This window comes from Pseudonocardia sp. Ae331_Ps2 (genome assembly GCF_001932405.1).
Classification (GTDB): domain Bacteria; phylum Actinomycetota; class Actinomycetes; order Mycobacteriales; family Pseudonocardiaceae; genus Pseudonocardia.
Genome location: NZ_MCIM01000001.1, coordinates 5,645,763 through 5,661,657 on the forward strand (window position 1 = coordinate 5,645,763; position 15,895 = coordinate 5,661,657).

Annotated in this window: 15 protein-coding genes and 1 pseudogene; 7 read left to right on the top strand and 9 right to left on the bottom strand. The window is 72.4% G+C overall.

What is annotated here, in order from left to right; genetic code table 11:
• Positions 1-6: 6 nt before the first annotated feature.
• From Ae331Ps2_RS26365 to rpsA, 5 genes are all read right to left on the bottom strand, one after another.
• Entirely contained in the window at positions 7-795 is a 789-nt protein-coding gene (locus Ae331Ps2_RS26365) for a hypothetical protein (RefSeq protein ID WP_075305813.1), read from the bottom strand.
• Positions 792-1,589 (bottom strand): RNA polymerase sigma factor, encoded by a 798-nt coding sequence (locus tag Ae331Ps2_RS26370; RefSeq protein ID WP_075305811.1) that lies wholly within the window; start codon positions 1,587-1,589, stop codon positions 792-794. Before Ae331Ps2_RS26370 ends, Ae331Ps2_RS26365 begins: the two co-directional genes overlap by 4 nt.
• Before the next feature lie 222 nt (positions 1,590-1,811).
• Positions 1,812-2,939 carry a dephospho-CoA kinase gene (coaE, locus tag Ae331Ps2_RS26375; RefSeq protein WP_075305809.1) on the bottom strand — a complete coding sequence of 376 codons (1,128 nt, stop codon included), beginning with the start codon at positions 2,937-2,939 and terminating at the stop codon, positions 1,812-1,814.
• A gap of 42 nt (positions 2,940-2,981) precedes the next feature.
• Complete coding sequence (locus Ae331Ps2_RS26380) at positions 2,982-3,785, bottom strand: hypothetical protein (protein WP_075305807.1); 804 nt, start codon at positions 3,783-3,785, stop codon at positions 2,982-2,984.
• A 239-nt stretch (positions 3,786-4,024) separates the two neighbouring features.
• On the bottom strand, positions 4,025-5,521 hold the full coding sequence (rpsA, locus tag Ae331Ps2_RS26385; RefSeq protein ID WP_020622849.1) for a 30S ribosomal protein S1: 1,497 nt from the start codon (positions 5,519-5,521) through the stop codon (positions 4,025-4,027).
• Positions 5,522-5,821: 300 nt separating this feature from the next.
• Between rpsA and Ae331Ps2_RS26390 the strand changes: the two genes are divergently transcribed.
• Entirely contained in the window at positions 5,822-6,670 is an 849-nt protein-coding gene (locus Ae331Ps2_RS26390; RefSeq protein ID WP_075311654.1) for a class I SAM-dependent methyltransferase, read from the top strand.
• 44 nt (positions 6,671-6,714) lie between these two features.
• On the opposite strand, the gene Ae331Ps2_RS26395 is transcribed toward Ae331Ps2_RS26390, so the two are convergent.
• On the bottom strand, positions 6,715-7,308 hold the full coding sequence (locus Ae331Ps2_RS26395) for a carbonic anhydrase (protein WP_020622847.1): 594 nt from the start codon (positions 7,306-7,308) through the stop codon (positions 6,715-6,717).
• 186 nt (positions 7,309-7,494) lie between these two features.
• Between Ae331Ps2_RS26395 and Ae331Ps2_RS26400 the strand changes: the two genes are divergently transcribed.
• The 5 genes from Ae331Ps2_RS26400 (at position 7,495) to Ae331Ps2_RS26420 (ending at position 12,295) form a co-directional block, all read left to right on the top strand.
• Positions 7,495-7,923: a PaaI family thioesterase gene (locus Ae331Ps2_RS26400; RefSeq protein ID WP_020622846.1), complete on the top strand. Its 429-nt coding sequence runs from the start codon at positions 7,495-7,497 to the stop codon at positions 7,921-7,923.
• Between the two features lie 169 nt (positions 7,924-8,092).
• Positions 8,093-9,433 carry a carboxypeptidase regulatory-like domain-containing protein gene (locus Ae331Ps2_RS26405; RefSeq protein ID WP_212611713.1) on the top strand — a complete coding sequence of 447 codons (1,341 nt, stop codon included), beginning with the start codon at positions 8,093-8,095 and terminating at the stop codon, positions 9,431-9,433.
• A 69-nt stretch (positions 9,434-9,502) separates the two neighbouring features.
• Positions 9,503-10,498: a branched-chain amino acid ABC transporter permease gene (locus tag Ae331Ps2_RS26410; RefSeq protein ID WP_020622844.1), complete on the top strand. Its 996-nt coding sequence runs from the start codon at positions 9,503-9,505 to the stop codon at positions 10,496-10,498.
• Positions 10,488-11,483: an ABC transporter ATP-binding protein gene (locus Ae331Ps2_RS26415; protein WP_083696035.1), complete on the top strand. Its 996-nt coding sequence runs from the start codon at positions 10,488-10,490 to the stop codon at positions 11,481-11,483. The genes Ae331Ps2_RS26410 and Ae331Ps2_RS26415 overlap by 11 nt, the downstream gene beginning before the upstream one ends.
• Complete coding sequence (locus Ae331Ps2_RS26420) at positions 11,480-12,295, top strand: ABC transporter ATP-binding protein (protein ID WP_020622842.1); 816 nt, start codon at positions 11,480-11,482, stop codon at positions 12,293-12,295. The genes Ae331Ps2_RS26415 and Ae331Ps2_RS26420 overlap by 4 nt, the downstream gene beginning before the upstream one ends.
• Before the next feature lie 80 nt (positions 12,296-12,375).
• Here the strand turns inward: Ae331Ps2_RS26420 and Ae331Ps2_RS26425 are convergent, their stop codons facing one another.
• The 3 genes from Ae331Ps2_RS26425 to Ae331Ps2_RS31495 form a co-directional block, all read right to left on the bottom strand.
• The gene (locus Ae331Ps2_RS26425) at positions 12,376-13,701 is read right to left on the bottom strand and encodes an ABC transporter substrate-binding protein (protein ID WP_075305805.1); all 1,326 of its coding nucleotides are present in this window, start codon (positions 13,699-13,701) and stop codon (positions 12,376-12,378) included.
• Between the two features lie 352 nt (positions 13,702-14,053).
• A complete protein-coding gene (locus tag Ae331Ps2_RS26430; protein WP_075305803.1) occupies positions 14,054-14,686 on the bottom strand; it encodes an ANTAR domain-containing response regulator in 633 nt (210 codons plus the stop codon).
• A 157-nt stretch (positions 14,687-14,843) separates the two neighbouring features.
• Positions 14,844-15,386, bottom strand: a complete 543-nt coding sequence (locus Ae331Ps2_RS31495) for a helix-turn-helix domain-containing protein (RefSeq protein ID WP_139318698.1) — start codon at positions 15,384-15,386, stop codon at positions 14,844-14,846.
• 90 nt (positions 15,387-15,476) lie between these two features.
• Between Ae331Ps2_RS31495 and Ae331Ps2_RS33645 the strand changes: the two are divergent.
• A pseudogene (locus Ae331Ps2_RS33645) lies at positions 15,477-15,895 on the top strand (IS5/IS1182 family transposase); the annotation flags it as partial.

The following is a 15,895-nucleotide window of genomic DNA, read 5'->3' on the forward strand; positions in this document are numbered from 1 at the left end:
GGTGTGTCAGAGCGCGAAGGACTGCGCCGGGGCGAGGCCGACGGCGCTGGTCGAGGTCTCCGGCGTCGTCGTCCCGGTGGTCGTGGTCGGGTCGGACGACGCGGTGGTGGTCGGCGCGGCCGAGTTGGACGTCGTCGGGGCCGGGTTGGTCGTCGTCGGCTCCGGGGTGCCCTCGTCGGTCGGCTCCGGCGTCGAGGTCGGCGGCGTCGTGGTGACCGGCGGAGGCGTGGTCGTCACCGGCGGCTTCGTCGTGGCCGGCGGAGGCGTCGTCGGCTCGGGCGAGCCCTCGTCGGTCGGCTCGGGCGGGGTGGTGGGCTGCGGCTGGGTCGGCTGGCCACCGGTGAACGGCGGCGGGACCACGGGCGCACCGGGGGTTCCGGGCGCGGGCGCCGAACCGGGCGCGGGGGCGACGGGCGAGCCGCCGCCACCGGGCAGCGCGCCACCCTGGGTCGCCGCGACGGTCGGGTCGAACGCCGGCGGGAGGCCGTCCCCGCCGGCGGCCGCGCCACCCGGCGCACCGGTCTCGACGGGGTCCGGGCTCGGGCCGGTCGCCTGCGGCGCGGCGATGGCGAAGGGCGGGCCGACGAAGCTGCCGTCGGGCGCGGCCGCGGTCGCGACGGCGGTGATCCCGCCCAGCGACCCGACGGTGAGCACCGCCGCGGCCGCGGCCGACGTGGCGCGGCGCGCACCGGCGGCGCGGGAGATCACGTCGTCGACGGCCGGCAGCCGCACGGCCGCCGCGAGGACGTCGTCGAGCCGGTGGAACTCCCGGTCGATGTCGGCGAACCCGTTCATGCCCGTCCCCCCTCGGTGGCGGGTGGGTATCCGCCACGCAGGTCGTACTGCGGCGTCCGGTGACCCGGCGGCGGTCCCCCGACCGCGCCACCCGCCGGTCCGATGATCTCCTCCAGCACCTCGGCCATGCCCTCGGTCACGACCTCGCGACCGCGGACGAGCCGGCGCCGCACCTCGTGCACGGTGACCCGCTCGAGCTCGGCGACCGCGCCGGTCGACAGGCCCGCCATGTGGTGCAGCACCACGGCCCTGCGGTCGACGGGCGCGAGCCGCCCGAGCGCCTCCAGGAGCGCCCCGGTGCGCGGGTCGGTCTCCTCCGGGGCCGGCCTGCGACGGCGACGCAGGATCCGCGGCCGCATCGACGTGCGGATCGCGACCCGCCGGACCCAGCCGACGGCGGCGTCCTCGTGGTCCGGGCCCGCGGGTTCGGCACGCAGCGCGGCCCAGCGGCGCCAGGCACGCGAGTAGGCGTCCTGCACCGCGTCGTGTGCGTCGTACGGATTGAGCGTGATCGCGTAGAGCTGCGCGACCAGGCGCGGGTAGTGGGTCTCCAGGTGCGCCCCGAAGTCCGCGCGGAGCTCACCGTGCGGGAGCGTGCGGTGCTGCTGGACGACGGCGCCGCTGATCGGCGGAGCCTCGTAGTCGGCTCCGTAGTCGGCGCCGGTCCACGCGTCGCGGTCGGCCGCGCCCGGCTCGCCGGGTTCCGGCACACCGCCGTACTGGTCCGCGTGGGGGAACGCGGGCGCGCGCTCGGGCTCGGCGAACTCGCCGTCCGCCCCGAAACGCTGGGCCACTGTGCTCAACCCCGTGTCCTCTCGTCGCCGCCACCGGGCCCTGCGGCCCGGTGCCGATCACCGTGGTGCCCTGTCCGATCGGCGGGTACCCGCAGGTACCGCCGCCGATCCGGGCAGGAGCACCCTCTGCCCCGCCTGATCGACCAACGAGCGTGCAGCGTTACAGAAACGGCCCGGCGCGATCCGATCGTCACGTTCCGCGTGATCTACATCCCGATCCGGTCACTCGTCCGGATCAGAGCGCCACTCCGCCGTGCACGCACGGTAGTGACGTGGGTCTGCGTCGTCGGCGTGCCGCTCCGCCGCGGCGCGCTTGTGCGCGGCGTAGTCGGTACGGGCGGTCGCGTCGGCGCGCAGCCGGTCCCGCAGCTCGACCGCGTGCTGCCACGCGGGCGAGCCGTGCACCCGCACGGCCAGCACCGCGGCCCGTCCCGGGTCGGCCGAGCCGTGCACCCGCACCGTGCCCGCGTCGCCGCCCGGGGCGGCGGCGTCGACCGGGAACCCGGCCGTGACCAGGGCATCGGTGATCCGGTCGGCGTCGGCCGGGGACTCGACCGCGAGCTGCAGGTCGAGGACGTCGCGGGCCGGGAGCCCCGGGACGGCCGTCGACCCGATGTGCTCGACCCCGCGGCCGGGACCGCCCGCGGCGACCGCGACCCGCTCGGCCAGCCGGCGGGCCTGGGCAGCCCAGTCCGGGTCGTGCTCGACGAGCAGGGGCGGCCCGTCCACGGCCGGGCGGCCGGTCCGCAGGTTCTCCTCGAACCCGGTCAGGCGCCCGTCCCACAGCGCGTCCACCCGGCGGCGGGTGTCCTCCGGGTCGCCCGAGTTGTCCAGCCAGACGTCGGCGACGGCGCGACGCTGCTCGTCGGTGGCCTGGGCGGCGATCCGGGCCCGGGCGTCCTGCTCGGCCATCCCCCGCGCGGACACCAGCCGCCGGACCCGCTCCTCGGCGTCCACCCCCACCACGACGACCAACGGGAAGGCCGGGGCCATCCCGCCCTCGACGAGCAGCGGAATGTCCTGCACGACGATCGCGTCCGGCGCGGCGGCGGCGACGATCTCGTCGGACCGGGCCCGCACGAGCGGGTGCACGATGCCGTCGAGGGTGCGCCGGGCCCCGGCGTCGGCGAAGACGACCGCGGCGAGAGCGGGCCGGTCGAGGCGGCCGTCGGCGTCGAGGACGTCCCGGCCGAACGCCTCGACGATCGCCGCCAGTCCCTCGGTGCCCGGTTCGACGACCTCGCGGGCGATGACGTCGGAGTCGACCAGCACCGCCCCGCGTTCGACCAGTCGCGTCGCGACCGTCGACTTGCCCGCACCGATTCCGCCGGTCAGCCCTGTCCGCAGCACGTGATCACCGTAGCGGGCCGCACCGGGTACCCTGGGCGGCGCTCAGGTGGTGCCGCGCGCGCTGCCCGCGCCGCCGTCGCCGGCCCGCGGGGCGGGCGCCGCGGGCGGCGTGGTGGGGGTCGGCCGCGCGGACGGCGGCTGGGTCGGCGTCAACGCCGGGATGATGCGCTGGGCCAGGTCGGGCAGGGTCTCGGCCGCGGACCGGGTCTGCCCCGGAGCCGCCACCGGCAGAATGAACGTCAGCGTGTCGACGCCGTAGACCAGCGCGAGGGTGGTCTCGTCCGGCCGCTCGACGAGGACGCCGGGGACCGAGCCGACGGTGATGTCGCGCGACGCGGTGGCCGAGCCCCGCTCGGCGTTGGTGTTGAGCTGCCACTGCCGCGCCGCGGACGCGGCGTCGGTGTAGCGGCCGATGTTGAGCTGGAACAGCACCGGACCCGAGTTGCGCGCCCCGCCGAAGGCCTGGGTCTGGCCGCCCGCCCGGTAGGTGCAGGCGGTGCGCTCGGTGCGGTTGACCGCCGCCTCGGGGACGCCGCGGACCGACTGGACCGACACCGACCCCAGTACCTGGCCGAACAGCGCGCCGGCCTGCTCGGGGTCCATCAGCTGCGCGCAGTCGGTGGGCAGCGCGATCGGAACCGGGCCCCGTCCGGCCTGGGCGGCGCCGGACTGCTCGGCAGGGAACGTCGGGACCGCGATCCCGGTGTCCCCGGACGCCGTGCCGCACCCGGCGAGCACCGCGGTCAGCAGGATCCCCGCGAGCGCGGACCGTCCGCGACGCCGGGACGGGCGGGTGTGGGACAGGAGCTCGCCGGAACGCGTCCGGCGGACGGTACGGCCGACCATGCATCCAATCTAGGCCGACCCGAAGATCGACTCAGAGCGGGTGCGCGCGCCGTGACCAACCGCAGCCGAACCGTGATCTCCACCGTGCGTGTCCACCCTGACACGCCGAGCGAGATGAACCGGTGTCCATCGCGCGCCGTAGGGCCGCCGTGAAACGGGCCGGGCCCCGGTGACCGTGAGGGTCACCGGGGCCCGGTGTGGTGCTGGCGCCGGTCCGGGGTGGGACCGGCAGGGGGCTGTCAGGCCCCGCCGGAGAGCTTCTCGCGCAGTGCGGCGAGCTGCTCGTCGCTGGCGAGCGAGCCACCCGACTCGGCCTGGCCACCGCCGCTGCTGCCGGCGGCCGGACGGTCGTCGTCGCCGCCGGAGGAGTAGTTCGCCGGCGCGATGTCGTTGCCGCCCTCCGCCTCGGCCTCGGCGGCCTTGCGGATCTGCGCCATGTGCTGCTCGTAGCGGGCCTGCGCCTCGGCGTACTGCTTCTCCCAGGCCGCGCGGGCCTCGTCGAAGCCTTCCTTCCAGTCGCCGGAGTCGACGTCGAAGCCCTCGGGGTAGATGTAGTTCCCCTGGTCGTCGTACTCGGCGGCCATGCCGTAGCGGGTCGGGTCGAACTCGGTGTCGACCGTCATGCCCTCGTTGGCCTGCTTCAGCGACAGCGAGATGCGACGGCGGTCGAGGTCGATGTCGATGACCTTGACCATCGCGTCGTCGCCGACCTGGACGACCTGCTCGGGGATCTCGACGTGGCGCTCGGCCAGCTCGGAGATGTGGACCAGGCCCTCGATGCCCTCCTCGACGCGGACGAACGCGCCGAACGGGACGAGCTTGGTGACCTTGCCCGGCACGATCTGGCCGATCGCGTGGGTCCGGGCGTAGAGCCGCCACGGGTCCTCCTGGGTCGCCTTCAGCGACAGGGAGACGCGCTCGCGGTCCAGGTCGACGTCGAGAACCTCGACGGTGACCTCCTGGCCGACCTCGACGACCTCGCTCGGGTGGTCGATGTGCTTCCAGGACAGCTCGGAGACGTGCACCAGACCGTCGACCCCGCCCAGGTCGACGAACGCACCGAAGTTGACCACCGAGGAGACGACGCCCTTGCGGACCTGACCGCGCTGCAGCTGGTTGAGGAACTCGCTGCGGACCTCGGACTGGGTCTGCTCGAGCCAGGCGCGGCGGGACAGGACCACGTTGTTGCGGTTCTTGTCCAGCTCGATGATCTTGGCCTCGATCTTGCGGCCGACGTACGGCTGCAGGTCGCGCACGCGGCGCATCTCGACCAGCGAGGCCGGGAGGAAGCCGCGGAGCCCGATGTCCAGGATCAGGCCGCCCTTGACGACCTCGATGACGGTGCCCTCGACCGGCTCGTCGGCCTCCTTGAGCGCCTCGATCGTGCCCCAGGCGCGCTCGTACTGCGCGCGCTTCTTGGACAGGATCAGCCGGCCCTCCTTGTCCTCCTTCTGGAGGACGAGGGCCTCGACGAACTCGCCGACCTCGACGACCTCGGCGGGATCGACGTCGTGCTTGATCGACAGCTCGCGCGAGGGGATGACGCCCTCGGTCTTGTAGCCGATGTCGAGCAGGACCTCGTCGCGGTCGACCTTGACGATGGTGCCCTCGACGATGTCGCCATCGTTGAAGTACTTGATCGTCTGGTCGATGGCGGCGAGGAAGTCCTCCTCCGACCCGATGTCGTTGATAGCGACCTGCGGCGTGGTCGGGGCGGCGGTGGTGTCGGTGGACATGTAGTGAGGTGCTCCGATGGATTTCTCTGGCATGGTCGGCCCGGTCGGCTCTGCTGCAGCAGTGCGCCCCGGTTCTGGTACGTGTAGCTGTGACGTTGTAACAGTCACCCTCTGGCGTCGATTCCCGTGGTCGGGAACATCGGTGCACGGACGTCCGCGAGACCGGCGCTGGAGTGGCGCCGCGCGGTCGGCCGACACGTTGACCACGGTCCGGAAAGAATGCTACGCGGCCCGTGAACCCCCCGGCAATGCGGGTCCGCCATCTGCGGGACCACCCGCGCTTGCGACGATCGGGTGGTCATGAGCAGCCGCGACGAGTACTTCTCCGCCGAGGACGCCGTGGGCACCACGGGCGTCGCCCGGCGCCGCGTCGGCAGCGCCGAGTCCGAAGCGGCCGGGCGCCGCTGGTGGGACGCCGACGCCGACGACTACCTGGCCGAGCACGGTTCCGACATCGGCGACGAGGCGTTCGTCTGGTGCCCGGAGAACCTGCACGAGGACGAGGCAGGCCTGCTGGGCCCGCCCGCCGACCTCGTCGGGAAGCGGGTGCTGGAGGTCGGTGCCGGCTCGGCCCCGTGCAGCCGGTGGCTCGCCCGCCGCGGAGCGCACCCGGTGGCGCTCGACGTCTCCGGCGGGATGCTGCGGCACGCGGCCCGGCTCAACGCCGCGCTCGGACTGCCCGTGCCGCTCGTGCAGGCCGGCGCCGAGCACCTGCCGTTCGCCGACGCCACCTTCGACCACGCCTGCTCGGCGTTCGGGGCGATCCCCTTCGTCGCGGACCCGGGTCGGGTCATGCGGGAGGTGGCCCGGGTGCTGCGACCCGGTGGGCGCTGGGTGTTCGCGGTGAACCACCCAATGCGCTGGGTCTTCCCCGACGACCCCGGCGAGCAGGGGCTCACCGTCGTCCAGTCCTACTTCGACCGGACCCCCTACCTGGAGGTCGACGGCGACGGCCGGGCCACCTACGTCGAGCACCACCGCACCCTCGGCGACCGGGTGCGCGACGTCGTCGCCGCCGGGCTCGTGCTCGACGACCTGGTCGAGCCGGAGTGGCCGGAGGGCCACGAGCGGGTGTGGGGGCAGTGGTCGCCGCTGCGCGGCGCGCTGTTCCCCGGCACCGCGATCCTCGTGACCCACCGACCGGGCTGAGCCGGCCGAGTCGGCCGAGTCGGTCGTCAGGGTCGGCCGGGTCGTCAGACCTCCAGGACCGCGCCGGTCTCCAGGTCGTAGCGGGCGCCGACGATCGTGAGGTGGTGGTTGCAGACCGCCCCCGACAGCGACGGGTCGGCCGTCAGCTGGGCGACCACCCGGCGCACGTTCGCGTCGACCGCGCCGGCCACCGCGGCCTCACCGGAGCCCTCGCACACCGGGACGATGTCGCCGACCAGGGCGCCCAGCGTCGACGGCGCCGGCGCGGGCTGCCCGGAGGCGACCGACACGGCCGCCTTCACCGCACCGCACTGGGAGTGGCCGAGCACCACCAGCAGTGGGATGCCCAGCGCCCCGGCGCCGAACGCCAGCGTGCCGAGCACGGCGTCGTCGACGACCTGGCCCGCGGTCCGGACGACGAACAGGTCCCCCAGACCCAGGTCGAACACCAGCTCGGCGGGCACCCGCGAGTCCGAGCAGGACAGGATCATCGCGGCCGGGGTCTGACCCGCCACCGCGGCGGCGCGCTCCTCGGCGGACCGACGCGGGTCCTCGCGCTCGTCGCGCTGCCAACGGCCGTTGCCCTCCAGCATCATCTGCCACGCCTGGGCCGCGGTCGGCCTGCTGTCGTTCGCCATAGGGTCTCCCTCGGTCGGCGTCTCACCGACCAAGATCGGTGAACGGGTCCGCACGGACAAGCATGCACGCCGCCGCACGCCTCCCGTGTGACGAGGCCCGCACGGCCGGGCGGCACCGTCCGCGCAGCCCGGGACACCCGCGGCGGCCCCGTCGTCCGCGGCCACGGGCCGACGTAAGGTCGACGGGTGCCGATCACCCCCGACCAGCTGCCGGAGCTGAGCTCCGAGTACGCCCTGGAACAGCTCAACGACCGGATGGGCATCGAGATCCTCGCGGTCGGCCTCGACGAGGTCGTCGGCCGCATGCCGGTCGCGGGCAACCGTCAGCCCTACGGGCTGCTGCACGGCGGCGCCAGCGGCGTGCTCGCCGAGACCCTCGGGTCCACCCTGTCCGCGATGCACGCGCTGCCCGAACGGTTCCCGGTCGGGCTGGAGCTGGCCTGCACCCACCACCGTTCGGCCACCTCGGGCTGGGTCACCGGCACCGCCCGGCCGGTCCACATCGGGCGGACCACCTCGACCAGCGAGATCGTCCTCGTCGACGACGAGGGCCGCCGCGTCTGCACCGCGAAGCTGACCTGCCTGCACCGCGACAACCGACCGCCCGTGGCCTGACCTCCGCCCTGCGGGGCGCCACGGGCGCCCGGCAGGTCCCGTCGCGTTACGTCTCGGCTACGTCCTCGTCCGAGACGGAGGTACCAGTTCTCTCCTCGGCTACGTTCGCCCTCAATCACCCATCAGGGTGTCGCACAGAGTCGTGTCCGACGACCCACGAGGACGAACGTTGTCACCACATCCGCTCCCGCGCCGACCGCGCACCGACCGCGCGGTCACCCCGCCCGTCGGTGCGTCGCGGCACTCCCCGATCCCCACGACCGCCCGGTGGTTGGTGGGCCTGCTCATCGCCCTGCTGGGCGCGCTCACCCTGTCCGGGACGGCCGCCGCCGCGACCGCTCCCACCGACCCCGCACCGGCCTCCCCCGGCGCCGTCGCCCCGTTCCAGCAGGCGGACGGCATCGACGTCAGCGGCACGCTGCGGGACCAGAACGGCCAGCCGCTGCCGAACGTGCGCATCACCGCCGAGCGCGACGGTGCGCCAGCCGGTGAGACCCGCTCCCAGGCGAACGGCCGCTGGACCCTGACCGTCCCCGGCGCCGGTTCCTACCTGTTCCGGCTCGACGAGGCCTCGCTGCCGCCCGGCACCGAGGTCCTGCAGGGCGAGACCACCCGCGAGGTGACCGCCGGATCGCTGAACACCGTGGTGTTCCGCTTCGGCGCCGAGGTCGAGGGCGCCGCCACCGGCGGGTTCGCGACCTTCCTGCGGCTGCTCGTCGACGGCATCCGGTTCGGCCTGGTCATCGGCATCTCCGCGGTCGGCCTGTCGCTGATCTTCGGCACCACCGGCCTCACGAACTTCGCACACGGCGAGATGGTCACCATCGGCGCCGTCATCGCCTGGTTCATCAACGTCGGCGGCGGCGTCCAACTGATCCCCGCGACGATCGTCGCGATGCTCATCGGTGCCCTGCTGGGCGCCGCGAACGAGCTCGGGATCTGGCGACGGCTGCGCCGGCGCGGTGCCGGCCTGATCGCCCAGCTCGTCGTCTCCATCGGGTTGTCGATCGCGCTGCGTTATCTCGTGCTGATCATCTTCGGCGGCCGGTCGGAGTCCTTCGCCGACTACACCGGCCAGACGGTGCGCAACTACGGCCCGATCGCGCTGACCGACAAGGACCTGTCGGCGATCGTGATCGCGATCGTCGTCCTCGTCGCGGTCGCGCTGCTGCTGCAGAAGACCCGGATCGGCAAGGCGATGCGCGCGGTCTCCGACAACCGCGACCTCGCCGCCTCGTCGGGCATCAACGTCGACCGGGTGGTGCTGTTCGTCTGGATGCTCGGCGGTGCGCTGGCCACGCTCGGCGGTGTGCTTTTCGCACTGTCGGAGCTGTCCTCGACCGTCCAGTACGAGATGGGCTTCCGCCTGCTGCTGCTGATGTTCGCCGGGGTCATCCTCGGGGGGCTCGGCACCGCCTACGGCGCCCTGCTCGGCTGCCTGATCGTCGGCATCCTCGTGCAGTCGTGCTGCCACTGGACCTCAAGTACCTGGGCGGACTGGCCGTGCTGATCGTGATCCTCGTGTTCCGGCCGCAGGGCCTGCTCGGGTCCCGGGCACGGATCGGCTGAGGGGGCAGACATGATCGACTTCGGACAGCTCCTCACGGTCGGGCTCTCACAGCTGATCGGCCCCTCGGCCATCTTCTTCGCGTTGCTGGCCCTCGGACTCAACATCCACTTCGGCTACACCGGGCTGCTCAACTTCGGCCAGATCGGCTTCGCGCTGGTCGGTGCCTACGGCATGGGCATCTCGGTGGCGAACTACGGCGCCCCGCTGTGGCTGGGCGTGATCATCGGCATGGCCTGCGGTGTCGCGCTCGCGCTCGTACTGGGCATCCCGACCCTGCGCCTGCGCGCGGACTACCTCGCGATCGTGACGATCGCGGCGTCGGAGATCCTGCGCCTGATCACCCGCTCGACCTCGCAGACCGGTTTCACCGGCGGTACCCAGGGCCTGACCGGGTTCGCCGACTCGTTCGCCAGGGCCAACCCGTTCGGCACCGGCACCTACGACTTCGGGGTGCTGTCGCTGCGCGGGCCGGACCTGTGGGCGATCGTCGTCGGCTGGACCGTGGTCGCGCTGTGCGTGCTCCTCACCTGGCTGCTCGTGCGCAGCCCGTGGGGCCGGGTGCTCAAGGCGATCCGCGAGGACGAGGACGCCGCCCGCGCGCTGGGCAAGAACGTCTTCGCCTACAAGATGCAGGCGCTCGCCCTCGGCGGGGTCTTCGGCGCGCTGGGCGGCATCGTGTTCGCCCTGGCGACCCAGTCGCTGACGCCGGACTTCTACTCCCCGCCGCAGACCTTCTTCGCCTACGCCGCGCTGATCCTGGGCGGGGCGGGCCGGGTCTTCGGGCCGGTGATCGGCGCGATGGTGTTCTGGTTCCTGCTCTCGGTGGCCGACGCGTTCCTGCGTCAGGCCACGGCCGGGGACGCACCGCTGCTGCCGTTCATCTCCTCCCAGGACGTCGGCGCGATCCGCTTCGTGCTGGTCGGCCTGTTCCTGGGCCTCATGATGGTGTTCCGACCACAAGGCATCTTCGGACGCCGCAGGGAGGTGCTGAGCGATGGCCGCTGACGACCCGACCGCCGGACGGACCGAGACCGAGACCGGCCGGACACTGACCGGCGTCGCCCCGGAACCGGGCGTCGCCAAGCCGGACCCGGTGCTCACCGTGGACGGCGTGACCCGCACCTTCGGCGGCCTCAAGGCCGTCGACGTGGCCCACCTCGAGTTCCAGCGCGGCGCCATCACCGGCCTCATCGGCCCGAACGGCGCCGGCAAGACCACGCTGTTCAACCTGTTGACCGGCTTCGACCGGGCCGACACTGGCTCCTGGGTCTACGACGGCAGCCCGCTGCAGAAGCTGCCGCCGCACCGGGTGGCCCGCAAGGGCGTCGTCCGCACCTTCCAGCTCACCAAGGCCCTCGCGGGCATGACGGTGCTGGAGAACATGAAGCTGGGCGCGGTCGGTCAGCGCGGCGAGAGCTTCCTCGGCGCGCTGTTCACCGGCTGGGGCGCCCAGGAGCGGCGGATCACCGAGCAGGCCCGCGAGCTGCTGGCCCGCTTCAAGCTCGACGCCAAGTCCGAGGACCTGGCGGGCTCGCTGTCCGGCGGACAGCGCAAGCTGCTCGAGATGGCACGGGCCCTGATGATGGATCCCAAGGTCGTCATGCTCGACGAGCCCATGGCCGGGGTCAACCCGGCGCTGACCCAGAGCCTGCTGGGCCACGTGAAGTCGCTCCGCGACGAGGGCATGAGCGTGGTGTTCGTCGAGCACGACATGGACGTCATCCGCGACATCTCCGACTGGGTCGTCGTCATGGCCCAGGGGCAGGTCATCGCCGAGGGGCCGCCGTCGGCGCTGTCGTCGAACCAGGCCGTCGTCGACGCCTACCTCGGCTCGCACCACGACCAGGTCCTCGAATTCGACGAGGACGGCAACCCGGTCGGCGAGACCGCGGAGATCGTCGCCGAGATGGAGGCCGCCGAGCTCGAGGGCGGCCTGCGCGAGGACGGCACCGGTCCGGCCCACCAGGGCCAGGAGGGGAAGCGCACATGAGCGAGCGGGAATCCGGCGCCGAGGACGTCATGACACCGGAGCGCGCGGCCACCACCGAGGTCCACCGCGGGCTCGCCGAGGGCGCCGTCCTGCGGGTCGACTCGCTGGTCGCCGGGTACGTGCCGGGGGTCGACATCCTCAACGGGAGCGACTTCTTCCTGCGCGACGGTGAGATCGTCGGGATCATCGGGCCGAACGGCGCCGGGAAGTCGACGCTGCTCAAGGCCATGTTCGGGCTCATCCCCGTGCGCAGCGGCACGGTCCGGCTGCGCGACGCCGACATCACCGGAGCCAAGGCGCACGCGCTGGTCACCCGGGGTCTGGGCTACGTCCCGCAGCGCGACAACGTGTTCCCCTCGCTCTCGATCGAGGAGAACATGCAGATGGGGGTGTTCCTGCGGCCGAAGTCGTTCGCGGCGCGCTTCGACGTCGTCGCGGACCTGTTCCCGATGCTGGGGCAGCGCCGCAAGATCAAGGCGGGGTCGCTGTCCGGCGGCGAGCGGCAGATGGTCGCCATGGGGCGGGCGCTGATGATGGAACCGTCGGTGCTGCTGCTCGACGAGCCGTCGGCAGGGCTGTCCCCGATGCTGCAGGACGAGGTGTTCGTCCGCTGCAAGCAGATCAACGCGGCCGGCGTCTCGGTCATCATGGTGGAGCAGAACGCCCGCCGCTGCCTGCAGATCTGCGACCGCGGCTACGTGCTCGACCAGGGCCGCGCCGCCTACACCGCCGGTGGTCGCGACCTGTTGAACGACCCGAAGGTCATCGAGCTCTACCTGGGCACCCTGGCCGGGAGCAGCGAGAAGAAGTGACCTGACCGGTCACCACGGGCCCGGACACGACACGAGGGGCGGACCGTTGCCGGTCCGCCCCTCGCCCGTCGTGCCGCGGATCAGCTCTGGGCGCCGACCCGGACGTAGGTGACGTTGTCCGAGATCTTGTTCTGACCGTCGAAGGTCTGGACACCGTACGAACCGGAGCCCGGCTCACCCGCAGCGGTGAAGTCGAGCGTGCCGGTGGCGCCGTCGTAGTCGACGTCACCGCCCCGGTCGAGGATCGCCTTGCAGGCGGCGAAGGTGGTGCACTTCTCGCCGTCCTTGGTGATCCCGATGATCTGGGTCGCGATGTCCGCGCCGTTGGTCGACTTCGCGGCCTCGGCGGCCAGCGCCGAGACCACCACGGCGTCGTAGGACTCGGCCGCGTAGTTGAAGTCGGTCAGGCTCGGGTCCTGCGCGGTGAGCCGCTGCCGGAAGTCACCGGACAGCTCGGTGAGGGGCAGTGTGCCCTTCATGCCGTTCAGCAGTCCGGCGGGCAGACCCTCGCCCAGGGCGTTGCCCATGTTGCCGTCGGTGCCGTAGACGGACTTCTGGGCCGGGCCGATCTGGACCTCGCTCATCCGGCTCAGGATCCGCTTGGACTCGTCGAAGCCGATCACCGCGATCGCATCCGGGTTGAACTGCGCGACCTGGTCGATCTCCGGGTTGAACGATGCGGCGTTCGGGTCGTAGATGATCTTCGTGATCTGGTCCTGCGGAATGCCGGCCGAGACCAGGTTGCGCTCGGTGCTGTCGGCCAGACCGGACCCGTACGGGTCGTTCCGGGCGAGCAGCGCCACCCGCTGGCCACCGTCGGAGGTGATCAGCTGGGCGAGTGCCTGGCCCTGCAGGACGTCCGGCGGTGCCGTCCGGAAGTACAGTCCGCGGTCCTGCCAGCAGGTGAACTCGTCGGAGGTGTTGGCGGGCGAGAACTGCACCACGCCGGCACCGGTGATCTTGTCGATCACCAGCTTGGACACGCCCGACGCGGCCGCGCCGACGATGACCTGCGTGCCGGCGCCGAGCTGCCGGTCGACGGTCTGGTTCGCGATGTCGGTGGTGTCGTCGCCCGAGTCACCGCGCAGGTGCTGGATCGGGTTGCCGAGGACTCCCCCGGCGCCGTTGATCTCCTTGACCGCCACGTCGACCCCCGCGAACTCGGGCGGGCCGAGGAACGCCAGGCTGCCGGTCTCCGGCAGCAGGGAGCCGATCTTCAGCGGCGCGGTGCTCGGGTTGCCGGTCGCCTGGGCCTGCGGCGGGGTGCATGCCGGCCCCGCGGCGGCAGGCTCCTCGGAGCCGCCGGTGGCCCCGCCGGAACCGGTGTCCCCACCACCACCGCATCCGGCCAGTACCAGCGACGCCGCCCCGGCAAGGGCGGCGAGTCGCCACGTCGTTCGCGTCATTCGAGTCCCCTTCGGTTCTCCGCCCGCCCGAAGCAGCGCGGGAGGATGGCGGAAAAGTAGTACGCCCGAACCAGGAGAAGGGACATCATCACCACTCGTGACAGGAATGTGATGCGGCGACACCAGCGTGACACAAGTGGATCTTTTCGGGTGCCCGGACGGGCACTTTCGGTTACCTGAACCGTGTCGTGGTGCATCGAAACGGGGAACGACACCCCGTGGCGTACGACGGTCCTGGCCGGACCGGGGCCCGCGCCGGGGAGCCCGCACGCACGACGACGGCCCCGTCGCGCGGTGCGCGACGGGGCCGGTGCGACGGTGCCGGGCGGCGGTGGTCGACCGCCGCCGGGCCTCAGGAGGTCTTCGCCGGGGCGAGTCCCTCGACGACGGCCGCGGCCACGGCCTTCATCGTGGTGCGGCGGTCCATGGCGGTCCGCTGGATCCAGCGGAAGGCCTCGGGCTCGGACATCTTCTGCGCGGTCATGAGCAGGCCCTTGGCCCGGTCGACGACCTTGCGGGTCTCGAAGCGCTCGTTCAGGCTCGCGACCTCGTCCTCGAGCGCCTTCTTCTCGGCGAACCGGGAGACGGCGAGCTCGATGGCCGGGACCAGCTCGTGCCGGGCGAACGGCTTGACCAGGTAGGCCATGGCGCCGGCGTCGCGGGCGCGCTCGATCAGCTCGCGCTGGCTGAACGCGGTCAGCATGACGACCGGCGCGATCTTCTCCTCGACGATGGTCGACGCCGCCTCGATGCCGTCCTTCTTGGGCATCTTGACGTCCATGATCACCAGGTCGGGCTTCAGCTCGCGGGCCTGGGTGATGGCGGCCTCGCCGTCGCCGGCCTCACCTGCGATGCGGTAGCCCTCCTCGGAGAGCATCTCGGCCAGGTCCATCCGGATCAGGGCCTCGTCCTCGACGACCAGCACCCGCCACCCGGGCTGCGGGCCGTCCTCGGCCGGCGTCTCTGCGGGAACGTTGTCGGTCACCGGAGAACTCCTTCATCGGTCGGTGGGGTGTCCGGGGTGTCCGGACGGCCAACGCTACCGGCGGTCCGGGGCAGCAGCCGAGCCACTTCGGCCTTTCGTGTGCGGAAACACGCCCGGTCGACCGCGTTACCCGTCCGATCGGGCAGGTGCGACCCGATCATGTCTTCGGTCCGATCGCGGCGTCGAGCTCGGCGACGGCGTCGGCCCTGGCCACCGACAGACACGTGCGCCGGGCCCGGCGGTGCGCGATCCCCAGCAGGTCGAGCGCCCCCTCGGCGAGCCGCATGATGTCCTCGGAGGTGTTGTCGAAGAACCAGCGCGGGTAGGAGTACTCACGTACCGAACCGTCGGCGAGGACGGCGCGGACCCGGTTCGTGGTGCGACAGCCGTCGGAATGGAACAGGCCACGCAGGAAGCGGTCGGGACGGGTGTCGACGACGGCGCGCTGCCACGGTTCGAGTCGGATCGGGCGGGTGTGCTTCATTCCGGGGCCGTGCTGGGGGAACAGGCAGGTCCAGTGCCGCGAGAAGCATTTCACCGCCGTGGACCCGGCCCTGGGTGTCGTCGAGACCGAGGCGCCCGGGAGGACCGCCGCGGTGGCGGCCCGGACGTCGTCGATGATGCCGGGCCAGTCGTCGCCGCAGTAGATCCAGAGACAGTGAGGTGTTCTCAGTAGCGGGGTGGCAGGTCGTGGCGACACGCCGAGGGTGGTGAGATGAGCGGGAACGGGGCAGGACCCCGGTAGATCGGTTCGGTCCAGCACAGATCGACACCGTCACCGAGGTCCTGCATGTCTGATCCTGTCACCTACACCGCTGTCCTCCCGATCGGGGAGCGCACCGTGGCCTATCTGGCGCGGCTCCTGGTCCTTCAACGCCGTCGACGTGGCACCCGGCGGCGGGCGTTGACCCCGTTCGCCCAGGCAGTGCTGGTGATCCGCTGGTTCTGTGATGCTACCCGGGTCCGATGTTTGGCCGGTGACAACGCGATCAGCACTGCAACGGCCTACCGTTACCTGCACGAAGGCATCGACGTCCTCGCCGCGGCCGCACCCGGCCTGCACGGAGCCCTGCTCGCCGCCCGCACAGCCGGGCACACCCACGTGAATCTCGACGGCACCCTGATCGCCACCGACCGGTGCCGCGCGCTCGGCCTCACCCCCGGGGTCGACCTGTGGTGGTCGGGCAAGCACCGCCGCCACGGCGGGAA